General features: G+C 65.9%; 22 protein-coding genes. 8 read left to right on the top strand and 14 right to left on the bottom strand.

The window, feature by feature from the left end; translation table 11 throughout:
* The first annotated feature begins 29 nt into the window (after positions 1–29).
* Positions 30–908 (top strand): LysR substrate-binding domain-containing protein, encoded by an 879-nt coding sequence (locus tag WS46_RS31040; protein ID WP_059693158.1) that lies wholly within the window; start codon positions 30–32, stop codon positions 906–908.
* Between the two features lie 13 nt (positions 909–921).
* Here WS46_RS31040 and WS46_RS31035 read toward each other — a convergent pair whose 3' ends face one another.
* The 5 genes from WS46_RS31035 to WS46_RS31015 form a co-directional block, all read right to left on the bottom strand.
* On the bottom strand, positions 922–1452 hold the full coding sequence (locus WS46_RS31035; protein ID WP_059693156.1) for a GNAT family N-acetyltransferase: 531 nt from the start codon (positions 1450–1452) through the stop codon (positions 922–924).
* A 100-nt stretch (positions 1453–1552) separates the two neighbouring features.
* Complete coding sequence (locus WS46_RS31030) at positions 1553–2302, bottom strand: amino acid ABC transporter ATP-binding protein (protein WP_059536403.1); 750 nt, start codon at positions 2300–2302, stop codon at positions 1553–1555.
* Positions 2289–2939 carry an amino acid ABC transporter permease gene (locus WS46_RS31025; RefSeq protein ID WP_059693154.1) on the bottom strand — a complete coding sequence of 217 codons (651 nt, stop codon included), beginning with the start codon at positions 2937–2939 and terminating at the stop codon, positions 2289–2291. The genes WS46_RS31030 and WS46_RS31025 overlap by 14 nt, the downstream gene beginning before the upstream one ends.
* A complete protein-coding gene (locus WS46_RS31020) occupies positions 2936–3622 on the bottom strand; it encodes an amino acid ABC transporter permease (RefSeq protein ID WP_059693152.1) in 687 nt (228 codons plus the stop codon). The genes WS46_RS31025 and WS46_RS31020 overlap by 4 nt, the downstream gene beginning before the upstream one ends.
* Before the next feature lie 89 nt (positions 3623–3711).
* A complete protein-coding gene (locus WS46_RS31015) occupies positions 3712–4518 on the bottom strand; it encodes a transporter substrate-binding domain-containing protein (RefSeq protein WP_059536415.1) in 807 nt (268 codons plus the stop codon).
* A 498-nt stretch (positions 4519–5016) separates the two neighbouring features.
* Here WS46_RS31015 and ansP point away from each other — a divergent pair, with 498 nt between their 5' ends.
* Positions 5017–6507: an L-asparagine permease gene (gene ansP, locus WS46_RS31010; protein ID WP_059693150.1), complete on the top strand. Its 1491-nt coding sequence runs from the start codon at positions 5017–5019 to the stop codon at positions 6505–6507.
* Between the two features lie 93 nt (positions 6508–6600).
* Here ansP and WS46_RS31005 read toward each other — a convergent pair whose 3' ends face one another.
* A complete protein-coding gene (locus WS46_RS31005; RefSeq protein ID WP_059536421.1) occupies positions 6601–7212 on the bottom strand; it encodes a TetR/AcrR family transcriptional regulator in 612 nt (203 codons plus the stop codon).
* Between the two features lie 497 nt (positions 7213–7709).
* Between WS46_RS31005 and WS46_RS31000 the strand changes: the two genes are divergently transcribed.
* From WS46_RS31000 to WS46_RS30990, 3 genes are all read left to right on the top strand, one after another.
* On the top strand, positions 7710–8294 hold the full coding sequence (locus WS46_RS31000; protein WP_059693148.1) for a tetratricopeptide repeat protein: 585 nt from the start codon (positions 7710–7712) through the stop codon (positions 8292–8294).
* A gap of 120 nt (positions 8295–8414) precedes the next feature.
* Positions 8415–9242 carry a hypothetical protein gene (locus WS46_RS30995; protein WP_059693146.1) on the top strand — a complete coding sequence of 276 codons (828 nt, stop codon included), beginning with the start codon at positions 8415–8417 and terminating at the stop codon, positions 9240–9242.
* Positions 9243–9396: 154 nt separating this feature from the next.
* Entirely contained in the window at positions 9397–10191 is a 795-nt protein-coding gene (locus WS46_RS30990) for a hypothetical protein (protein ID WP_257130093.1), read from the top strand.
* 32 nt (positions 10192–10223) lie between these two features.
* Here WS46_RS30990 and WS46_RS30985 read toward each other — a convergent pair whose 3' ends face one another.
* A complete protein-coding gene (locus tag WS46_RS30985) occupies positions 10224–10544 on the bottom strand; it encodes a DUF4148 domain-containing protein (protein WP_059693144.1) in 321 nt (106 codons plus the stop codon).
* A 325-nt stretch (positions 10545–10869) separates the two neighbouring features.
* Here WS46_RS30985 and WS46_RS30980 point away from each other — a divergent pair, with 325 nt between their 5' ends.
* A complete protein-coding gene (locus tag WS46_RS30980; RefSeq protein WP_059693142.1) occupies positions 10870–11823 on the top strand; it encodes a universal stress protein in 954 nt (317 codons plus the stop codon).
* A gap of 12 nt (positions 11824–11835) precedes the next feature.
* Here the strand turns inward: WS46_RS30980 and WS46_RS30975 are convergent, their stop codons facing one another.
* Positions 11836–14127, bottom strand: coding sequence for a heavy metal translocating P-type ATPase (locus WS46_RS30975; protein ID WP_059536441.1), 2292 nt, complete (start codon positions 14125–14127; stop codon positions 11836–11838).
* Positions 14128–14355: 228 nt separating this feature from the next.
* Between WS46_RS30975 and WS46_RS30970 the strand changes: the two genes are divergently transcribed.
* The gene (locus WS46_RS30970) at positions 14356–14973 is read left to right on the top strand and encodes a VTT domain-containing protein (protein ID WP_059536446.1); all 618 of its coding nucleotides are present in this window, start codon (positions 14356–14358) and stop codon (positions 14971–14973) included.
* Positions 14974–15023: 50 nt separating this feature from the next.
* Here the strand turns inward: WS46_RS30970 and WS46_RS30965 are convergent, their stop codons facing one another.
* Complete coding sequence (locus tag WS46_RS30965; protein WP_373558373.1) at positions 15024–15980, bottom strand: cation diffusion facilitator family transporter; 957 nt, start codon at positions 15978–15980, stop codon at positions 15024–15026.
* 257 nt (positions 15981–16237) lie between these two features.
* Here WS46_RS30965 and WS46_RS30960 point away from each other — a divergent pair, with 257 nt between their 5' ends.
* Entirely contained in the window at positions 16238–16630 is a 393-nt protein-coding gene (locus WS46_RS30960) for a hypothetical protein (RefSeq protein ID WP_059693140.1), read from the top strand.
* A 117-nt stretch (positions 16631–16747) separates the two neighbouring features.
* Here the strand turns inward: WS46_RS30960 and WS46_RS30955 are convergent, their stop codons facing one another.
* From WS46_RS30955 to WS46_RS30935, 5 genes are all read right to left on the bottom strand, one after another.
* The gene (locus WS46_RS30955) at positions 16748–18136 is read right to left on the bottom strand and encodes an ATP-binding protein (RefSeq protein WP_059693137.1); all 1389 of its coding nucleotides are present in this window, start codon (positions 18134–18136) and stop codon (positions 16748–16750) included.
* On the bottom strand, positions 18133–18798 hold the full coding sequence (locus WS46_RS30950; RefSeq protein ID WP_059536458.1) for a response regulator: 666 nt from the start codon (positions 18796–18798) through the stop codon (positions 18133–18135). The genes WS46_RS30955 and WS46_RS30950 overlap by 4 nt, the downstream gene beginning before the upstream one ends.
* 23 nt (positions 18799–18821) lie before the next feature.
* Positions 18822–19559, bottom strand: a complete 738-nt coding sequence (locus WS46_RS30945; protein ID WP_059536461.1) for a cytochrome b/b6 domain-containing protein — start codon at positions 19557–19559, stop codon at positions 18822–18824.
* Positions 19525–19971, bottom strand: coding sequence for a diheme cytochrome c (locus WS46_RS30940; RefSeq protein ID WP_257127635.1), 447 nt, complete (start codon positions 19969–19971; stop codon positions 19525–19527). Before WS46_RS30940 ends, WS46_RS30945 begins: the two co-directional genes overlap by 35 nt.
* A gap of 87 nt (positions 19972–20058) precedes the next feature.
* Positions 20059–20475, bottom strand: coding sequence for a DUF1924 domain-containing protein (locus WS46_RS30935; RefSeq protein ID WP_059536466.1), 417 nt, complete (start codon positions 20473–20475; stop codon positions 20059–20061).
* Between the last annotated feature and the right edge of the window lies 1 nt (position 20476).

Below are 20476 nucleotides of genomic sequence, written 5' to 3'. Positions count from 1 at the left end.
CAGCACCGTCGCTGCCGACACCCCCGCCGATGCGCAACCGCCTCCCCCCGTTGAACCCGCTTCGCGCGTTCGAGGCCGCCGCCCGGCGCGGCAGCGTGTCGGCCGCCGCCGACGAACTGCACGTGACCGCGAGCGCGGTGAGCCACCAGATCCGGATTCTCGAAAGCACGCTCGGCGTCGCGCTATTCGTCAGATCAAAGGCGCGCGTGAAGCTGACGCCCGAGGGCGAAGCGCTGCTGGAGCCGGTCGGCACCGCGTTCGACATCATCGCGAACGCCACCGTCAGGCTCGATTCGCCGGCTGCCGTCGGCGATCTCGTCGTGTCGACGCCGTTGTCGCTGACGTCGCGCTGGCTCGCCCGGCACATCGGCGATTTTCTCGAGCGCTATCCGGGCATCCATCTGAAGGTGATTCCGTCGAACGACGAGCGCGAAATCCATTCGCCGGATGTCGATGTCTGCATCCGCTACGGGGAAGGCAACTGGCGCAACCGGCACGTCGAGCTGCTCGAGCATCCGGCGCTGTTTCCGGTCGTGAGCCCCGCGCTGATGAACGGGCGCGATGCGATCCGCAAGGTGCAGGATCTCGCGGGGCGCACGCTGTTCTGCGAGCACGCGGGCTCGTGGATGCGCTGGCTGGCCGAAGCGAAGGCCGACCGGCTGCCGGGCATCCGCATCCTCGAGATCGGCAACGCGCACATCGGCGTCGAAGCCGCGGTGCACGGCCAGGGCGTCGCGCTCGGCGACAGCCTGTCGGTGCGCGACGACCTGATCGACGGCACGCTCGTGCGGCCGTTCAGCGAAACGGTGCCGTCACGTCACGCGTACTATCTCGTCACGCGTCACGAGCTGACCGAAACGCCGCTCGTGACCGCGTTCACGTCGTGGCTGCGCGCGCGCCTCGCGTGACGCGCGCTGGACATCAGGCAACGAGACTCGCGAAGTCGTCCCACACCATGACGATGTTCCGCGATCGCCAGATCGGCCCCGCATCGACGTACTCGCCCGCGAACCGGCCGTTCAACGCCTCGTAAAACGCGATCGCGGCCGCGTTTCCCTTGACCACGCTCAACGCGGCGCCCGGATACCGCAACGCTTGCAGATGCGCGGCGAGTTGCGCAAGCAGCATGCGGCCGATGCCGCGACGCTTGAAGTCGGGATCGACATACAGGAACTTGATTTCGCCACGGCCGCCGAAAATCGGCTCCGACGGCGCGCCGGCCGCTCCGATGCCGACGATCATGCCATCGGTTTGCGCCACGAGCACCAGCTGGTCGCGCGCGTTCGTCGCCAGCTTCTCCCGCCATTTTCCGCCGCGATACTGCTCGTCGAGGACGGCATGCGCGTGCGCCGGCGCGAGATCGCGATAGGTATGCCGCCAGACCTTGACGTGAAAATCGGCGATCGCCTGCGCATCGTCGAGGTTGGCGGACCTGATGGATATTCCGGACATGGAGGACTCTCTCGGGCGGCTCGGCGCGCGCGGGCGCGGCGCACACGCCGGATTGTCGGCGATCCGGGCGACGATGTCAGCACCGCGCAGGCATGGCCGATCAGCGCGCCACGGCTTCCGTGTTCCGGACGCTGCCCAGAAACCGCGTCAACTCCACCGTCTGCGGCCGCTCGAAGATGTCTTCGGCCGTCCCGCTCTCCCACACCCTGCCCTGGTGCATGAAGACGATCCTGTCGCTCACCGCACGCGCGAAGTTCATCTCGTGCGTGACCATGATCAGCGTCATGTCCTCGCGCGCGAGTTGCTCGACGACGCCCAGCACCTCGCCGACGAGCTCGGGATCGAGCGCGGACGTGATTTCGTCGCACAGCAGCACGCTCGGCTTCATCGCGAGCGCACGCGCGATCGCGACGCGCTGCTGCTGGCCACCCGACAACTGCTCCGGGAACGCGTCGAACTTGTCGCCGAGGCCGACGCGTTCGAGCATCAGCTCCGCGATCGCGCGCGCCTGCTGGCGATGCGTGTTCTTCACGACCGACTGCGCGAGCATCACGTTTTGCCCGGCGCTCAGATGCGGAAACAGGTTGTACTGCTGGAACACCATCCCGACCTTGAGCCGCAGCGCACGCAGGTCCGCGTGCCGCGCATCGACGCGTTCGCCATCGACCGTGATCGTGCCCGCGTCGATGCTCTCGAGCCCGTTGAGCGTGCGCAGCAGCGTGCTCTTGCCAGACCCGCTGCGGCCGATGATCGATACGACCTGCCCGCGCTCGACGGAAAAATCGATGCCCTTGAGCACATGATGGGTGCCGAAGTTCTTTTCGAGACCACGGGTTTCAACGAGCGGCATGCCATCTCCTTTGCAACGTGCGCGCATAACGGGTGAGCGGATAACAAAGCGCGAAATAGATCAGCGCGACGAGGCCGTACACGACGAACGGGCGGAACGTCGCGTTCGAGATCGCGATGCCGACCTTCGTCAGCTCGGTGAAGCCGATGATCGATACCAATGCCGTGTCCTTCACGGCCTGCACGCCGAAGCCGACCGTCGGCGCGATCGCGATGCGGGCGGCCTGCGGGAGGATCACGTGACGCAACTGCTCGACGTAGCTCATGGCCAGGCTCGACGACGCCTCCCACTGCCCTTTCGGCACGGCCTCGACGCACCCGCGCCAGATTTCCGCGAGATACGCGCTGGTGAAGAACGTGAGCCCTGCCGTGGCCGCGACCCAGGGCGGCACGTCGAGCCCGACGAGCGGCAGGCCGAAGAACACGATGAATAGTTGCATCAGCAACGGCGTGCCCTGAAACACTTCGATGTACAGTTTGGCGATGCCGCGCAGCGCCGTCGAACTCGACACGCGCATCACGAGCAGCCCGAGGCCGACGAGGCCGCCGGACACGAACGACACGATCGACAGCACGATCGTCCAGCGCGCGGCCAGCAGCAGGTTCGCAAGAATCTGCCCGAAGGTGAAATCGGTCATCGCGCACCTCGCACGCGGCGGGAGAACAGACGGCGCCCCATCGTGCCGAGCGCGCCACGCAGCAGCAGCGCCATCGCCAGATACGCGAGCGTGATGACGAAATACGTCTCGAATGCGCGGAAGTTGCGCGACTGGATGTAGCCCGCCGCATAGGTCAGATCGGACACCGAGATCTGCGACACGACCGCCGAACCGAGCATCGTGATCACGATCTGGCTCGAGAGCGCGGGAAACACCTTGGCGAGCGCCTGCGGCAGCACGACGTGGCGCAGCATCTGCGCGCGCGACATCGCGAGCGCGGATGCCGCCTCCAGATGCCCGTTCGGGACGGCGGCGACGCCCGCGCGCACGATCTCGACCGAATACGCGCCGAGATTGAGCGTCATCGCGAGAATCGCGGCCGTGTATTCGTCGACGTGCACGCCGAGCGCGGGCAATCCGAAGAAGATGAAGAACAGCTGGACGACGAACGGCGTATTGCGGATCGCCTCGACGTACGCGCCGATCAGCGGGCGCAGCCGCACGGCCACGGGCGCGTCGGCGCTGTACGCGGCCGCGCCGAGCACGCCGATCGCCACGCCGAGCACGGTCGCGACCGCGGTCAGCGCAAGCGTGATCGCCGCGCCGCTGGCGAACACGCCGGCGTATTCGGCGAGCTCGCCGAATTGAAGCTGATAGCTCATGACGATTGAATGAATTCGGGTTCGGACAACGACACCCGCCGCGCCGGCGGAGCCGGCCGCGGCGATGTATCAGGCGACACGGCGATCCGTCACAGGCCGGCCGGCAACGGCTGGCCGAGCCACTTCTTCGACATCGCGCCCAGCGTGCCGTCCTGCTTCGCATGCGCGATTGCGTCGTCGATCTTCGCGAGCAGGCGCGGTTCGTTCTTGTTGACGCCGACGAAGCACGGCGAATTCTTGATCACGAACTTGACCTCGGGCCGACGCGGCGGATTCTTCGCGAGAATCGCCGCCGCGACGATGTTGCCGGCGGCGATCAGCTGCACTTGCCCCGACAGGAACGCCTGGATCGTCGCGTTGTTGTCCTCGAAGCGCTTGATCGTCGCATTCGGTGCGAGCTGCGACAGCGCGATCTCCTCGAGCGCGCCGCGCGTGGCGCCGACCGTCTTGCCGGTCAGATCGGCGGGCGCGCCCACCTTCACGTCCGCCGGCCCGAACACGCCCTGGAAATACGGCGCGTACGCGGTCGAGAAGTCGATGACCTTCTCGCGTTCCGGCGTCTTGCCGAGCGACGAGATCACCATGTCGACCTTGTTGGTCGTCAGATACGGAATCCGGTTCGCGCTGTTCACGGGCACCAGTTTCAGCTTCACGCCGAGCGACTTGGCGAGCAGTTCGGCCATGTCGATGTCGTAGCCCTGCGGCTGCATGTCCGTGCCGACCGAGCCGAACGGCGGATAGTCTTCAGGCACCGCGACGCGCAGCGCGCCGCTTTTCGCGATGGTGTCGAGCGCATCGGCATGCGCCGGCGCGGCAGCGAACAGCGCCATCACGGGGGCTGCGATCAACGCAGCCAGCCAGGTGCGTCGGGGGAACGGTCGAGTCGTCGGGCTCACGGTGAATCTTCCTTGTCTGGTATGTCGTCGGGCAGCGCGCAACCGTTGCGCGGCCGGACATCTCCAGCAAAAACCGGGCCATCGCCGTGAAATGCTTGCCGCACCGCCACGAGACGGAAATTCCGGTGAACCGGATTCCTCATTTCGGTGCACGAATCGGCGCACGCGGCGGCGCCTGCCCCCGCAGTGCGCGCCGACGCACCAAATTACCTGACTGGTACACCCGGGGGATTCGGACGCCGGCGTGTCCGCCTTGCGGCGTCGTCACGGAGGCCCATATGCGCGGATTCGAACAGGTTCAGTCGAAATTTGCATTCTGTTTGTGACCGGAATTACGGCTGAATACGTTCGCGAGGTACCGTGCCCTTCGCCACGATCGGCGAACCGCAATCAGGACGGGTGCGCTTGATTTCGCGCCCCGATCCTCCGGTATCGGTGGCTCCCGATCGTCTCGCGATCGGGATGATTCCAATCACATCCGCGCGCGAGGATACAGTCATGGCATCGATTCCCGAACCGTCGACAACCGGCGAAACCGACAAACGCAGCTGGCTCGAATCGCACGAAGCCGGCTATCACAAGACCCTCGGCAATCGACAGGTGCAGATGATCGCGATCGGCGGGGCAATCGGCACGGGGCTGTTTCTCGGGGCCGGCGCCCGGCTGCAGGCCGCCGGGCCGTCGCTCGCGATCGTCTATCTGGTGTGCGGCGCGTTCTCGTTCCTGATCCTGCGCGCGCTCGGCGAACTCGTGATGCATCGCCCCAGCAGCGGCAGCTTCGTGTCGTACGCACGCGAATTCCTCGGCGAGAAGGCATCGTTCGTCGCAGGCTGGATGTACTTCCTGAACTGGGCGATGACCGGCATCGTCGACATCACCGCCGTCGCGCTCTACATGCATTACTGGGCGCCGTTCGCGGGCGTGCCGCAGTGGATTTTCGCGCTCGTCGCGCTCTGCATCGTCGCGACGATGAACCTGATCGGCGTGAAGTGGTTCGCCGAGATGGAGTTCTGGTTCGCGCTGATCAAGGTCGCCGCGATCGTGTTGTTTCTCGCGATCGGTTCGCTGATCCTCGGCACGGGCGTGCCGGTCGCCGGCCATGACACGGGCATGCATCTGATCACCGACAACGGCGGGTTCTTTCCGCACGGACTGATGCCCGCGCTGGTGCTGGTGCAGGGCGTGGTGTTCGCGTTCGCGGGCGTCGAACTGGTCGGCACGGCCGCCGGCGAGTGCAAGGACGCGCGCAAGGTGCTGCCGCGCGCGATCAACAACGTGATCTGGCGAATCGCGATCTTCTACGTCGCGTCGGTCGTTCTGCTGGTCTGCCTGCTGCCGTGGAGCGCGTACAAGGCGGGCCAGAGCCCGTTCGTCACGTTCTTCGGCGCGCTCGGCGTGCCGGGCATCGGTTCGGTGATGAACCTGGTGGTGCTGACGGCGGCGCTGTCGAGCCTCAACTCGGGCCTCTATTCGACCGGGCGCGTGTTGCGTTCGCTGTCGATGGGCGGCTCGGCCCCCGCCTTCCTGTCGCGAATGAGCGCGCAATCCGTGCCGTACGCGGGCATTCTCGTGACGGTCGCGATCTACGTGGTCGGCGTGCTGCTCAACTATCTCGTGCCGTCGAGCGTATTCGAGATCGTGCTGAACATCGCGTCGCTCGGCATCATCAGCACGTGGGGCTTCATCGTCGTGTGTCAGATGAAGTTTCGTGCCGCGGTAAGGCGCGGCGAGGTGGAAGACGTGTCGTTCAGGATGCCGGGCGCGCCCGTCACATCGTGGCTCACGCTGCTGTTCCTGCTCGGTGTGCTGGTCCTGATGGCATTCGACTACCCGAACGGTACGTGGACGATCGCCTCGATCCCGCTGGTCGCACTGCTGCTCGTGGCCGGCTGGAAGTGGCTGAGCAGCCGCGCGCGCCGCGCGTTGCTCAAGCCGACGATTCCGTCGGTCACGCTCACGCAGAACGTGCTCGAGCAGGGGAACGACTGAAACCGCGCGCAACCCGAGGGCGGTACCCGGCTTGACGAAAGCCGCCGCCCCCGAGGATCAGGCGATCTGGCGGCGGCGTATCAGGCTGGCCCGCTATGCACGCTCCGTCGCGCGATCGGTGTCTGTTGCCGGCCGATTCGCGGCGCTCATCGCCTGTTCAAGCAGGGCCTTCGCGGCCTGCCATGCGCGCCCGGCGGATGCGGAATCGTTGAACGCCCGCGCGTCGACCGTCGCGCCATCCAGCAGCATCATGTAGACGCCGGCCAGCCGTTGTGCCGTTTCGGGCAACACGAGCGGCGCGAGCAATTCGGCGATCCATTCGACCATTTTGCGGCGGTAGCGGATCGCGACGTCGGAGATCGGCGCGTACGCGGTTCCGAATTCGGCCAACGCGCGCTCGAACAGGCAGCCGGCAAACTCCGGCGTATTGAACCAGGCTTCGTACCAGTCGAAGATCGTCTTGACTCGCTCGACCGGATCGCGAACGTCCCGCAGTTGCGCTTCGATGCTGCCGATGATCAGGTCGTAGCGCTGAACCAGCACTTCGCGAATGAGTTCGTCCTTGCTCGGAAAATGCCGGTAGAGCGTCATTCGCGCAACGCCGGAATCGTCGATGATCCAGTCGACGCCGACCGGATGAAAACCGTGCCGGGAGAACAGTTCGGTAGCTTTGTCTACCACCACCTGGCGTTTGTTGGCTCTCACGACCGTGCCCTCCTCCTCTAGGTTTCATTCCATGTAGACGGATTATTCTAGCATCGCCGAATCAGCTGCCTCTGGGCGCTCGGCCCGACGTGTGAAGGGCCGGCTCCCCCACCGTTGGGCCGAAATCCGGACGTGTAAGTCGCCTTGACTATTAGATAGACCGATATGTATCATTTGATCCGAGAAAATAAGGATCGATATTTTCCGCTGCCGAAAGCCGAAACATGGGCCGAGCCTTTTCCGCCGGATAGCGCGGTATCGGCACGGCGGCGGAATCGAGCAAAGGCCGTGGGCGGTGGCATCTGCCTGCCCTGCCTTTGTCGGCGTCAGACGTTGCAGTGATGTGGCAAGCCGAAAAGAGAACCTGAGAGAGCCTTGGCGGTGCGCTGGTGTGGGTGAAGATGTGTTCACCGGGCCGCGCGCAAGCCGGGTGCGCGCTCGCGGGGGTGAGATCGCGCGAAGCAGTGCGGCGCAAATAAAACGTGGGGAAAGTAAAAATGGTTCGCCGTTTACTGGCACCGGGGCTGCTGCTGTTGGCCGCGTGCGCGCATGATCCGTCCGTCACCGGCAACACGGTACGGATCTGCGACGACACCGGGTGTTTTGATCGCCCTAAAGATCAGGTCTCCTATCAAAAAAGGGACGATTCCGACGATCGCGAAGATCCGCGCATCGTTTCGCTGAAGCAGGCCGCGAAGACCCAGCCGAAGGCCGCCTACGACCTCGGCCTGCGCTATTTCCGCGGCGATGGCGTGCGGCAGGACAGCTACCAGGCTCTCAAGTGGATGCGCGATGCCGCCGAACGCGGCGACCTGAACGCGCAGAAGGCGCTCGGCAGTTTCTACCTGTTCGGCCTCGAGGAGATGGGCTCCGATCCACGCGAAGCGGACAAGTGGCTGTCGATCGCCGCGGGCCGCGGCGACAAGGAATCGAAAAAGCTGCTCGAGCTCGCCCGCAAGGCGAAGAAGGAAGACGAGGAAGACTGGAAATGGCGTACGCAATGGCGTGACGTCTATTACGGCTACTGGTACTCGGGCTATCCGTACTACGGCGTCTGGCATCAGACGTACTGGTACTACTGACCGGACCGAAAGCAACGGGGGCGGCTGCGGGGAGACCACCATCGCGCGCCACGCCGGGGGGCTTATCGAAGTTCGCACGAACACATAAGCCGAACAACGACTCTATCGAGCGACAACGACATGAAGACCATCCTTTCCCAACGTCTCACTCAAGGTGCGCTGGTTGCAGCGCTTTGCGCGTCCGTCGCCGGCTGCGGCGGCATGGTGACGCCCGGCGGCCAGAACGCCGGCGTCACGGGCGCTGCCGCGGGCGGCGCGAGCGCCGGCGCGGATTCGCAGTTGCAGCGCTGCGCATCGCCGCTCGGCACGATCGCCGTCGACGACGGCCGCAACGCCGACTGGTGGGGCCCGTTCGGCAGCGCGACCAAAGTGACGAGCATCGACCCGCTGTTGCGCCTGGCCGTCCAGCAGTCGAACTGCTTCGTGATCACGTCGATCGGCAACCAGAAGAGCGACGCGCGCCTGTCGCGCATCACGCAGCTGCAGCGCAGCTCGGGCGAATACCGTGCGGGTTCGAAGCAGCAGAAGGGGCAGCGTGTCGCGGCCGATTACTACATGGAACCGCAGATCGTGATCAACGATTCGCCGATCGCCGGCATCGGCAGCATGATCGGCGGGCTGATCGGCAACAGTGCGGTGGCGGCGGTGGCAGGCCACCTGCAGACGAAGGCGTCGGTCGTGACGCTGACGCTGTTCGACGTGCGCTCGGCCGTGCAGATCGCGGCATCGGAAGGCAGCTCGACGGCGACCAACTACGGCGCGGCGCTGGGCGGCCTGGGCGGTGGCGTGGGCGGCGGTCTCGCCGGCTTCTCGACGACGCCGGAAGGCAAGGCGACGGTCGTCGCGTTCATCGACGCGTGGAACAAGATGGTCGTCGCGCTGCGCAGCTACAAGGCGCAGGACGTCAAGGGCGGCCTCGGCCGCGGTGGTCAGTTGCAGGTCAACTGAGCGATGACGCGACACCGGCGCTGCGTCACTCCGGTGTTCGCATCGACCGGAGCGCGCGCGATGGCGCCCTTCCCGCAGCCGCACGCGTCACCGATCGGCGAAACGATACAAACCTTCGATGAGCATGGTGTTCAACCGACCTGAGAGAACACAGATGAAGAACAGGCAATGCGTGTGGTTTCCGATCGCCGTATTGATCGGTCTGACGTTGGCCGGTTGTGGCGGCAACGATTCTCCGGCCCCGGTCGCCCAGGGCACGTCGAGCGACACGACCGGCACGACGCCGCCGCCGGGCGCGCCGAGCGGCGGGTCCGGCGCGACCACGACCTCGAACCTCGAGTGCGATCCGGTCTATCAGCAAGGCGATACCGTGAAGCTGCACATGTACACGCAGGCGACGTCGCAAAGTCCGGCCGTCGACAATGGCCTGTATACACGCACCTACGGGCCGGCAACGTTCGAAGGCGTCGCGCTTACTCAGCAAGCCGAAACATCGACCGGCTCGCCGATCCAGACGAACCATTATTATCTCGTCGGCAACGGCGCGCGCGCGAATTACGGCGGCGAGGTTTACAGTTCGGGCGCCCTCGTGTTGCGGGACGTCAACTCGCCGCCGTATGTCGAGACGATCGGGTTGTCGGGAAGCGAGACGGCGAACTACGTCGATACGCCCGTCATTCCGTCAGGCGGCGCCCAGACGGCGGTATCGATCCAGCGCGCGTACGTCGCGCGCGAAACGGTCAGCCTGAAGAACGGCAAGGTGTTCGAAAACGCGTGTCACTATCACATCACCGAGACGTTCTCCAATCCGGCGCTGACCAGCACCACGGTCGCCGACGACTGGCTCGCGCCGGGCGTCGGTCTGGTCAAGTCGGTCGCCGATGTCGGCGGCACCCAGATCATCACGCGCGAGCTCGAGTCGGCGACCGTTGCCGGCGAGTCGTACTGAACGCCGGAGCCCCGACGCGTGCGTGCGTGCCGTCAATGATGCGTGTACAACCGAGGCGTCGCGGCGTGACTCTGGACCGCTGCTCCCGAGTCAGCCCCTGCCCCGTATGCGGGCCCATAGCCCGACGCATCGGCCTGCGGCGTCGATTCGGACGACTGAATGCGTGCCTCGGCCTGCTGGATCGATTGCGGATAATGAATGTCCTTTCGGGCCGGGTTGTAACCGGCCTGCTCGACCTGCGTGATCTGGGCGCGGACTTCCGCCCGGGTCAGCGCGCTGCCTGATTGCGCTGCCGATGCGAATGCGGGGATGATGGCCGCCGCCAGCATGATGGTACGGATAGCGAATTTCATGATCTCGACCTCCAGTGAACAGGGTCGGCATCCGAGAACATCTCTTCTGCCTTGAGGACAGCATGCTCGCTGAAGCTGAAGGCAATGTTAACTTCGCATTCTCGAACGCACCGGATGCGGAATTCGCGGACAACCCGGCCTGCGTCCGGGCGACGCCATAAGCCAGACATATCGCATCGCCATCGCGATTGACCGAGTAGATCGATGTGATGGCGTCCGGCCCCGGCGCCACGGAGAAAGACGCTTGACGAAGGTCAACCCTGTGAAGACCGCACGTGCGAAAAATTGCGTATGCACGATCGCGGGATGACACCGGGAGACATTCATGAGCGCCAGCACTTCATCTTTCCAAGCGACATCCACTCTCCAACGGGTGCTGATCGCCATCGACGGTTCCACCGCATCCGCGCATGCACTCGCGTATGCCAAAGCTTTCCTTCCATCGAATGTTGCGGTGCATATCGTCAGCGTTGCAGACAATCCGCGAACGCTCGTCCCGCGCGGATCGAGATCCGCGGCATTTCTCGAATCGGCCCGCGACGAATTGCTGCGAGACGCATCCGACGCGCTGTCGCGCGCCCAAAGCGCGATTCCGCGCGACGACATCGCCATCGACACGGAAGTCATCGACCTGTCCACGCACGGCGGGGATGTCGTGCATGCGCTGGCCGACAGCGCGCAAGCCTGGCAGGCCGAACTCCTGATCGTCGGCGCACGTCAGCATCATGGCCTGCTCGGATGGATCGAAGGAACGGTTTCCGGCCCGCTCGGCAAGCTGGTCGGTTGCCCGCTCCTGATCGTTCCGGAAGGCTTCGCGTCCGTCGCCGAGCACCTGCCGCGGCGAATGCTGTTCGCGGTCGACGGCAGCCCGATTGCGCTCCACGCACTGCGAACGGGGTTGAAATTCTCGCGGCCCGACACCGAATTTCGGGCGATTCACGTGCTCGATCGCCCCACATCGCTGGGTGATTTCGTCCCCGTCGACACGCTGGAACAGGCGTTGACCAGCGAAGGCAATCACGTACTGCAAAAGACCATGGCCCTGCTCGACGGCATCCCCGCCGGACGCTCGCAGTCGCAACTGATTCAAACGGACCGCACTGGCGAAGACGTGCCTCACGTGATCGTGCGAGACGCCATCGAATGGAACGCGGACATGATCGTCATGGGCACCCATGGGCGGCGCGGCGTCACGGGCTGGCTCGTCGGCAGCGTGGCCGGACGCGTTGCGCGCATCGCGAAAACGCCGGTTCTCCTGGTCAGTGCGCCGCATGCGTGATGCGTGTCGTCGTCACGCATCCGCCCCGACGGCGTGGAACAGTTCCTCTTCCTGAGCGCAATGCAGGCGTACGATGGCCTCCAGCCCGTACAGCAAACGCTGTATCGCCTGCACCTGCATGGCGTTCGTTCCGTCGCGCGGCAGGTCCGCGACCATCTGCCTGAGCGACCGGACCATCTTGAAGATCTCCCGGTGCGCGCCGCTCATCGCCGCGAGCGGGTCCTCGCCGCCGAGAAGCGGGGCGAGACGCGCGTAGACGTCCCGATCGTCGGCGCGTTCGTGGGGCAGCAGCCGTTCATCCAGCGAATCGATCATGTGACCAAGCTCGCCGGCGATGGCTACCCCCGATAGTTGCGGCATGCGATCCGCGAGGTCCCTGATCTGGTCCAGCAACGGTGACAATGCCGTGTGCTCGCGTCTGAGTTGCTCGACGTCGACATCGGCCAGCCGGGCGTCCGTCGGCCGCGGGCGAACCAGCAACACGCGTAACGCATTGACGATGACGACGACGTCGATGACTTCCTGAATCACCGCACCGGCGATCGGCTGCAGGAATCCGGCCGCTGCGACCGCCATGGCGACGACCGACAGCGACATGCCGGCCACCACGCTCTCGAGCGCAATCCGGCGCGACCGTCGTGCGATACGTATCGCATCCACGAGCCGATCGAGCCGGTCCACCAGCAGTACCACGTCGGCCGCTTCGGATGACGCGGCCGCCCCGCGCGCGCCCATCGCGATACCGACGTCGGCCGCCGCCAGCGCGGGTGCGTCGTTCACACCGTCGCCGACCATGATCGTCACGCCTTCCTTGCGCGCGGCCTGAATCGCGGCGAGCTTGTCCGTCGGCGTCTGCTCGGCGCGTACGTCGGTCACACCCAGCAACTCACCGACGGCCTGGGCGATGTCTCGCCGGTCGCCGGTAAGCATGACGAGGCGCTCGACGCCTTCTCGTTTCAACAGCCGCAATGCCCGCGGTGTTTCCAGCCGCACCTGGTCGGCCATCTGAATCGCGCCGATCATGACGCCATCGACGCCGACGAACACGGCAGCCCCGCCCTCGTTGCCGACCCGCTTCAGGAACGCGTCGCTCCAGGGGGCGACCGTCGAGCAGGCGGAGACGTATTCGAACTGGCCGATCGCGACGGTCCGGTTGTCGACCCGGCCCGTCACGCCCTCACCCGCCGTTTCCATCACGAAGGACGGCGGCGACAGGTCGATCCCGCGTTCCCGCGCGGCGACCGTCAGCGCATCCGAGATGACGTGGCCCGAAGCCTGGGCCAATGACGCGGCGAAACGCAGCACGTCGTCCGTACCGACGTCCGTGCCGCAATCGATCGCGACGATGCGTGCCCGCCCTCCGGTCAGTGTTCCGGTCTTGTCGAAGAACAGGATCGTCGCTTGTGCAAGACGTTCCAGCGCGCCCCCGCCCTTGACGAGGATGCCGCGTTTCGAACAACGCGACATGCCGGACACGATGGCGACCGGCACGGCGAGGATCAACGGACAAGGCGTGGCCACGACGAGCACGGCGAGCGCACGCGCGACGTCGCCGGTCAGCAGCCACGCGATGCCCGCGACGAGCAGCGAAGCGAGCACGAAGCATGCCGCGTAGCGATCCGCGAGACGCACGGACGGACTTCGCTCGCGCTGCGCGCGCTCGACCATGCGGACGATGCCGGCAAACGTGCTGTCGCCTGCCGTCGTGCGGGCAACCATTTCGAACGGCGCGCCGGCGTTGACCACGCCGCTGCATGCGCTTTCGCCGGCGCGCCGCCGCTGGGTGGACGACTCGCCCGTCAGCATGGATTCGTCGAGTTCCGCGTCATCGGTCAACGTGCCGTCGACCGGCACGAACTCGCCGCTTCGCACGAGCAGCCTGTCACCGGGAACGAGCGTTTCCACGGCAACGGAACGCCATTCACCGTTCTCGAACCGCGTGGCCTGCCGAGGGGCGCGGGCGAGCAGCGCGGTCATCTCGCGTTGCGCGCGGTCTTGCGCATATCGCTCCAGCGTCCGCCCGCTCGCCAGCATCAATGCGATGACAGCTGCCGTGAGCGTCTCGTCGAGCGCGATCGCCAGCGCGATGGCCAGCCACGCGAGCACATCGATGCCTGCCCGCCGTTTCGCCACGGCCTTGGCGAGCGATACCGTCAACGCCAGCAGGACCGGCAGCGTGCCGAGCAACCAGACGAGCCGCGCGATTGAAGGCAGGCCAAACGCCGCGCACACGCCCCCTCCGGCGAGCGTGACGGCCGCCAGAACCAGCAACGCGAGATCGATCGACCAGGGGATTCGCGACATGACGATTGTTCCGATTGCCGTGCAGGGAGGCGTTCACTGCATCCGGTTCCGGTTGCAGACGGCGTGGCATCAGTCTAGGAAACGTCGCGGCTCGGCCGTTGACATGGGTCAGCGCGACGCGCCTCGCGCGACATGCCGGCACGGCGCCTTGCTTGACGTGAGTCAAGCCGCCGGCCCCTTTCCTCAGCAAAATTGAAAGGTGACACCGGACGCCCTGGAGTCGATATCGTGCTGACGCTGGCTTTACTCTTTCTGCTGATTCTTCTGCTGAATCTCATGCCGGCGTTCGCCCCGCCCACCTGGATGGCGATGTCGTGGGTCGGGTTCAACATGCCCGACGGCAATCCGTTGATCTTTGCCGTCGTGGCGGCAGGCGCCGCAACGATTGGCCGCGTCATTCTGGCGACCTTCGCAAGATCGCTCGTCCGTTCCCGCTGGATGCGGGAATCGGATCGCGAGAATATCGACGTCGCCACACGCTGGCTGCGCAAGCACCGGACGCTCACCGCCGGTGCGTTCTTCTTCTACGCATTGAGCCCGCTGCCGTCGAACTATCTGTTCATCGCGTACGGACTGTCCGGGTTGCCGCTGAGGATCATCGCGGCGGCCTTCTTCGTCGGCCGCGCAACCACCTATGCGATCTGGGCGCACCTCGGCCGCTTTGCATCGACCCGGCTGGACCTGGAATCCGGGCTCGAAGGCACTTACCTCGGCGGATACTTCATCGTCACCCAACTGGTGTTGCTCGGCGTCGTGTTCATGTTGACGAAGCTCGACTGGCGCGCGCTCTTCAACGAACGTCGGTTGACGTTCCGGCGCGGCCATCATCCGCGCGGTTCCGAATGACACAGGCGTGCGCGACGTGTTGAACGGCCGCGTTGGCCGACCGTTGCGTCCTATCGGCCACGCATCCCGGACGTGACTTCAACGACGCATTCCCGCTTACGCGGATCGACGTGCGTCATCACGTTCAGGACGCGGTGATGCTTCATCACGCGAGCACGCGCGTCCACGGCGATGTCGTGACCTTGCGCTACCGTGAGATCGGCGTCGATGTCGAGATGCACGTCCACGAGGATCAGGTCGCCGGTCTTTCGCGTGCGCAGGTCGTGCACGTCCAGCACACCGGGCGTCGCGTGAAGCGTCGCGCGGATCGCCTGCACGTCTTCGGCGTCCGCGGCGCGGTCCATCAAGTCATGCAATGCGTTCCAGCCGAACGTGGCGCCCATTTTCACGATCATCCCGCCGACGATCAGCGCAGCGACAGGATCGAGCAGCGGATAGCCGAACAGGTTGCCGACGATGCCGCAAGCGACCACGAGAGACGATGCGGCATCCGAACGTGCATGCCATGCGTTGGCCACCAGCATGCTCGACTTCACGCGTGTTGCCACGGCAAGCATGTAACGGAACAGGCTTTCCTTCGCGGCGAGCGCGACGAGCGCGACCCATAGTGCCGCGACGTGGACGCGCGCGATCGTTTCCGGATGCTCGAGTTTCTGGACGGCGGACCAGAGCATGCCGCCGCCGACCAGCAGCAGGATTGCCGCAAGTGCCAGCGATGCGCCGGTTTCGAAGCGCTGATGTCCGTATGGATGCGTTTCGTCGACAGGTTTTCGGCTATGGTGGCCGGCCAGCAGCACGACGAAATCCGCGATCAGGTCGGACAACGAATGAATGCCGTCCGCCACGAGGCCCTGCGATCGGGACAGGATGCCGATCACCACCTGGCCGATGCTCAGTGCGAGGTTGACCGCGACGCTCACCCAGGTGCTTCGGGTGGCCGCCGCGGCCATCGCGGGCGTCGCTGCGGCGACGGTTTCCGAAACGGTGTCGGGGTTGGTTGGCGTCACGATTCAGGTCACGTTACAGAATGGAAGGATTGGTCAGGTTCGGAAGTCGCAGGCACCCTGGCCGACCCGCGTGGCACGCACGCGCCCGACGCGTCGACACTGCGACGTGGAATGATGCGTTGCACGTCTGACAGCTGCGTGTCTGCGGCATGTATTCGATGGTATTGGCGGTCACGCCGCGGCACTTGATCTGAGGCAAAGGATCGACCACCCGTTTTGCGTACGGTTGAACCCATGCAAACGACCTGGAGACCGTCATGTCCAGAGCAAACAGGTTCACAGTTTCGTGTCTGATCGGCGCCGCGATCGCGATCGCATCCGGTCTGGCCGATGCCCAGCCGCGCCAACCGGCTAGCGATCCCGCCGTCGAGTGGCGCGGCATGATGTACGGCAGCCAGCTGATGACGCCTGCCGAGCGGAACGAATACCACACCCGCATGCTCGCCGCGAAATCGGATGCCGAGCGCGAGAAAATTCGCGCGCAGCACCACGCCGAGATGCAGAAGCGTGCGAAGGCGCGCGGCATCACGCTGCCTGATGCTCCCCCCATGAGGGGCATGCATCGGGGACAAGGCATGGGAATGGGCATGGGGCCGGGCTACATGCACGGTCAGCCTGGCGGCCCTGCAAGCGGCGCTGCCGGCCAGTAATCGCGCGGTTCGGCGTGTTCGGTGACGAACGCGCCATTCCGGTCGCGATCGATCGCTCCCGTGACCTCCGGCCACGCATCGGGCTCGTGCAGCCTGATCGGTGACGTACATGATCGACTAGCGCCCGGCCGCACCGGCTTCATCGGCAGCCGGCCACGAAATGGCCACGCGCAGTCCGCCAAACGCGGGCGATCGATCCACCTGGATGTCGGCCTCGTGCGCCGCTGCGATTCGCCGCACGATCGACCAGCCGAGGCCGCTCCCGCCCGGCCGGGTGCCGGCCGGACGAAAGAAGCGTTCGCCCAGTCTGCGCAGATCGTCGTCGCCGATGCCCGGGCCGCTGTCTTCGACACGCAGCACGATGCGCTGGTCCCGTTGGCCGACCGAAACGGTGATGCGCGCGCGCGGCCGGCTGTAGCGGATCGCGTTGTCGACCAGATTGCGTACCATCGCCGCGAGCAAGGCTTCGTTGCCGCCGACAATGCATGGCGATGACGCGTCGAGTTCCAGCTTCTGCTGTTTCCCGATCGACTGTGGCGCGGCCTCCGCGACCACGCCTTTCGCCAGGGCAGACACGTCGACCGGCGCGCGGTCCGCCAGTGCGCCCGCATCGAGACGGGACAGCAACAGGAGCTGATCGACCAGACGTGCCGCGCGATCGCACCCTTCGAGAACACCCCGCAACGCATGGCGGCGTCGCTCGTCATCGTGCTCGGCCAATGCAACCTGCGCCTGTGCCTTGACGGCCGCGATCGGCGTGCGCAACTCGTGCGCGGCATCGGCCGTGAATCGGCGCTCCGCGTCCATCACGGCACGAATCCGCTCGAAGAGGCCGTTCAGCGCATCCAGCATCGGCCGCATCTCGAGCGGCGTCCGTTCCAGCCGGATCGTGTCGAGCGCCTGCGGATTCCGCTTCGCCAGCGCTCGCCCGAAATCGCGCAGCGGTGCCGTGCCGCGGCGAACCGCCCAGCCGATGGCCAGCACGAGCAATGGCAAGGCCGCCGCCATCGGCCAGAACGCGCTGCGCATGACGGCGCCCAGGATCGACTGGCGTGAATCGATTCGTTCGCCCACGAACACCTGAACATCGTCGCGTACGCCGTGCACGACGAATACCCGCCACGCATTCCCGTCGATTTCGACGGTCCAGAATCCGGAGGCCCGGTCGCGCCCGGTCAGCTCGGGTGCCACCATCGGCCTGGACGGCGCGTTTTCGGAATGCAGGCCGAGCCGGCCTTCATGAAACACCTGAAAGGCCACGCGGGGCCCGTATGGATGCAGGATCGGCGCGTCGATCGCGTTGTCGTCGTCATCCGTCCCGCGCGCCTGCTGCGCGACGAGCAGTGCCGCCGCCTGCGCGAGGTGGCCGTCGAGCAGCCGATCGATCTCGCGCCGCGCATCGAGCCAGGTCAGCATCAGCGTCGATAGCCAGACACCGAGGACCACGGCCGGCACGAGCGTCAGCAGCCGGCCATGCAGCGAGCGCGCGGGCAGCACGGCTTTCATGCAGCGTCCCGCATCAGCACGTAACCCACGCCGCGCACCGTCCGGATCAGCTCGCTGCCGAGCTTCGCACGCAAGCGATGAATGTGCACCTCGACGGCATTGCTCTCCACCTCCTGCCCCCAGCTGTACAGATATTGCTCGATCTGCTCGCGCGACAGGACCCGGCCGGCATTCAGCATCAGGATGTGCAGCAGGTCGAACTCGCGCGTGGACAGCGCGACGGCCACGCCGGCGCGGCGCGCGGTGCGCGACGCGGGCTCCAGCTCGACGTCCTGCGCCTGGAGCCGCTCCGTCGGCCGGCCGTGGGCGCGCCGGACCAGCGCTCTCAAACGCGCGCCGAGCTCGTACAGGTCGACGGGCTTGATCACGTAGTCGTCGGCGCCCACGTCGAGCGCCTTGATGCGGTCGGGCACGGCATCGCGCGCGGTCAGGATCAGGATCGGCAACGCAATGCCGTCGCGACGAATGCGCTGCAGGACATCCATGCCATCCACGAGCGGCAACCCGAGATCGAGGACCGCCGCGGCATGCGCATGCGCGCGCAGCTCGCGCTGGGCCGCGTCGCCGTCGCGCACCCAGTCGACCTGGAATCCTTGCTGGCGCAATCCGGCGCGGATCCCGTCGCCGAGCAGGACGTCGTCTTCCACGAGCAGGATGCGCACGATCGAGCACTCCGTCCGGGTCGTCAATCGTCGTCCCGGCCCGCCCCGTTCGCGGGGCGGCCAGTGTCCGTCACGACGGGCCGGTCCGTTTGAACGGGCTGCGGCGCCGCATGCCATTGCGTCCACCACCAGCCGATCGCCGCCGCCGTCATGACGACGGCAATCCCCCACCAGGCACGCCGGATGCCGTCGGTCGCCGCACCGCGCTTGTAACCGGTCACCATCGCGCCGGCCAGATTCTCCCGATGCGCGACGCTGCTGACGAGCACGGCGGCGACATGCACCGCAACGAGCGCGAGCATCACGTTCGCAGCGCCTTCATGAAGATCGCCGAACGATTCGCCGTTTCCGGTGTAGGCCGCCCAGCCGGTAACGCCGGTGACGACCGTCATCGCCAGCATGGCGACGATCGCGACCGCACCGGCCGGGTTGTGGCCGACATGGTGTTCCGGCTTGCCTTTCGCAAGGCTCAGCACGTAGCGGACAACGGCCGCCGGCGAACGTACGAACGACGTGAACCGCGCATGACGCGTGCCGGCCACGCCCCACACGACGCGAAACGCGACGAGCGCCAGCATCGTGTACCCGAACGCGACGTGCATGAGCCGCCACCGCTCGCTCTCGGCAGTCAGCCACGCGCCGGCAAAGGCAACGACCGTCAGCCAGTGGAATGCACGAAGCGGCGCGTCCCACACCAGTATCCGTGCGGGACGCGAGTGCGCCGGTTCACCGTGAGCCCGGGATGCGGACGAATCGTTCATCGAAATTTCCTTTGTCTGCTTGCGTATGACATGCGGCGCAATTCGACGGCCGCTTCACTGCGGGGCTGCGCCACACGGACGCGGGAACCTCGTCGTGCGTGGCGGCGAACCATGCCGATCGGGTAATCCGGTCTTCCGGCGGACGGCGAGCCGCGACGCCCGTTGCCGCGTGTGCCGTCAGCCAGCTTTCCAGTTGCCCGATGGTCGTCGGATCCAGCGTCGCATCGGTGCCGAAGTGGTGATCGAGACCGTTCAGAATGCGGCGCCACGACTCGGCGGGCAGCGCCCCGGGCGGATAGGCGACGTGGCAGGTCGCGCACTCCTGCTTGTACTTGGGGAGCAACGGAATCGCGAGGCCCCGCATTTCGTCCTCGGCCAGCGCCGCGCGCGGCAGCAGCGACATCAACAGCATCGTGAGCACGCTTGCCGCTACATATCGCGGCGGAACGATCCTGCGCGGGGAGGTTGTCGTGTCAACGTTGGTCATGATCGTTCGTCATCAAGGTTTCAAGGTCATGAGCCAGCTCAGGACATCCGCCTTCTCGGCTGCCGAGCATTCACGCCCGACGACGTCCTTGCAGTTTCGGCGGAACCATTTTTCGGTCCGCGCCTCGTCCGTGAACCGCGCGGGATTGAACGCGGGCGCCAGCGGCTCGATGGTCTTGCCGGTGACGACGTGCCGCCCCGGGCCGGTCGGCGGGCTTCCATGACAGCTCGCGCAACTCCAGTCGCGTCCATGCCGGGACGTGAAGAACTGCTGTCCCCGCGACGGCGAGGCGCTCGTGCCCGCCTGCGTCGTATAGCCGTCCAGCAGCCGGGCAGGCGTTTCGGCGCGCGCGCACGCAACGGCGGCAAACAGCATCGATACAGCAAGGCACGGGTAACGAAGCGTGCGAACGGAACGGGATATCCGCATC

It is taken from the genome of Burkholderia sp. RF4-BP95, from assembly GCF_001521985.1.
In the GTDB taxonomy this organism is placed as follows: Bacteria; Pseudomonadota; Gammaproteobacteria; order Burkholderiales; family Burkholderiaceae; genus Burkholderia; species Burkholderia diffusa.
This window is presented reverse-complemented; position numbering and strand designations above follow the sequence as displayed.

Coding starts and splice junctions, on each gene's coding strand:
- WS46_RS31040 (WP_059693158.1), top strand. CDS start 30: ATGCGCAACCGCCTCCCCCCGTTGAACCCGCTTCGCGCGTTCGAGGCC.
- WS46_RS31035 (WP_059693156.1), bottom strand. CDS start 1,452: ATGTCCGGAATATCCATCAGGTCCGCCAACCTCGACGATGCGCAGGCG.
- WS46_RS31030 (WP_059536403.1), bottom strand. CDS start 2,302: ATGCCGCTCGTTGAAACCCGTGGTCTCGAAAAGAACTTCGGCACCCAT.
- WS46_RS31025 (WP_059693154.1), bottom strand. CDS start 2,939: ATGACCGATTTCACCTTCGGGCAGATTCTTGCGAACCTGCTGCTGGCC.
- WS46_RS31020 (WP_059693152.1), bottom strand. CDS start 3,622: ATGAGCTATCAGCTTCAATTCGGCGAGCTCGCCGAATACGCCGGCGTG.
- ansP (WP_059693150.1), top strand. CDS start 5,017: ATGGCATCGATTCCCGAACCGTCGACAACCGGCGAAACCGACAAACGC.
- WS46_RS31000 (WP_059693148.1), top strand. CDS start 7,710: ATGGTTCGCCGTTTACTGGCACCGGGGCTGCTGCTGTTGGCCGCGTGC.
- WS46_RS30995 (WP_059693146.1), top strand. CDS start 8,415: ATGAAGACCATCCTTTCCCAACGTCTCACTCAAGGTGCGCTGGTTGCA.
- WS46_RS30990 (WP_257130093.1), top strand. CDS start 9,397: ATGAAGAACAGGCAATGCGTGTGGTTTCCGATCGCCGTATTGATCGGT.
- WS46_RS30985 (WP_059693144.1), bottom strand. CDS start 10,544: ATGAAATTCGCTATCCGTACCATCATGCTGGCGGCGGCCATCATCCCC.
- WS46_RS30980 (WP_059693142.1), top strand. CDS start 10,870: ATGAGCGCCAGCACTTCATCTTTCCAAGCGACATCCACTCTCCAACGG.
- WS46_RS30975 (WP_059536441.1), bottom strand. CDS start 14,127: ATGTCGCGAATCCCCTGGTCGATCGATCTCGCGTTGCTGGTTCTGGCG.
- WS46_RS30960 (WP_059693140.1), top strand. CDS start 16,238: ATGTCCAGAGCAAACAGGTTCACAGTTTCGTGTCTGATCGGCGCCGCG.
- WS46_RS30955 (WP_059693137.1), bottom strand. CDS start 18,136: ATGAAAGCCGTGCTGCCCGCGCGCTCGCTGCATGGCCGGCTGCTGACG.
- WS46_RS30945 (WP_059536461.1), bottom strand. CDS start 19,559: ATGAACGATTCGTCCGCATCCCGGGCTCACGGTGAACCGGCGCACTCG.
- WS46_RS30940 (WP_257127635.1), bottom strand. CDS start 19,971: ATGCTGTTGATGTCGCTGCTGCCGCGCGCGGCGCTGGCCGAGGACGAA.
- WS46_RS30935 (WP_059536466.1), bottom strand. CDS start 20,475: ATGCGGATATCCCGTTCCGTTCGCACGCTTCGTTACCCGTGCCTTGCT.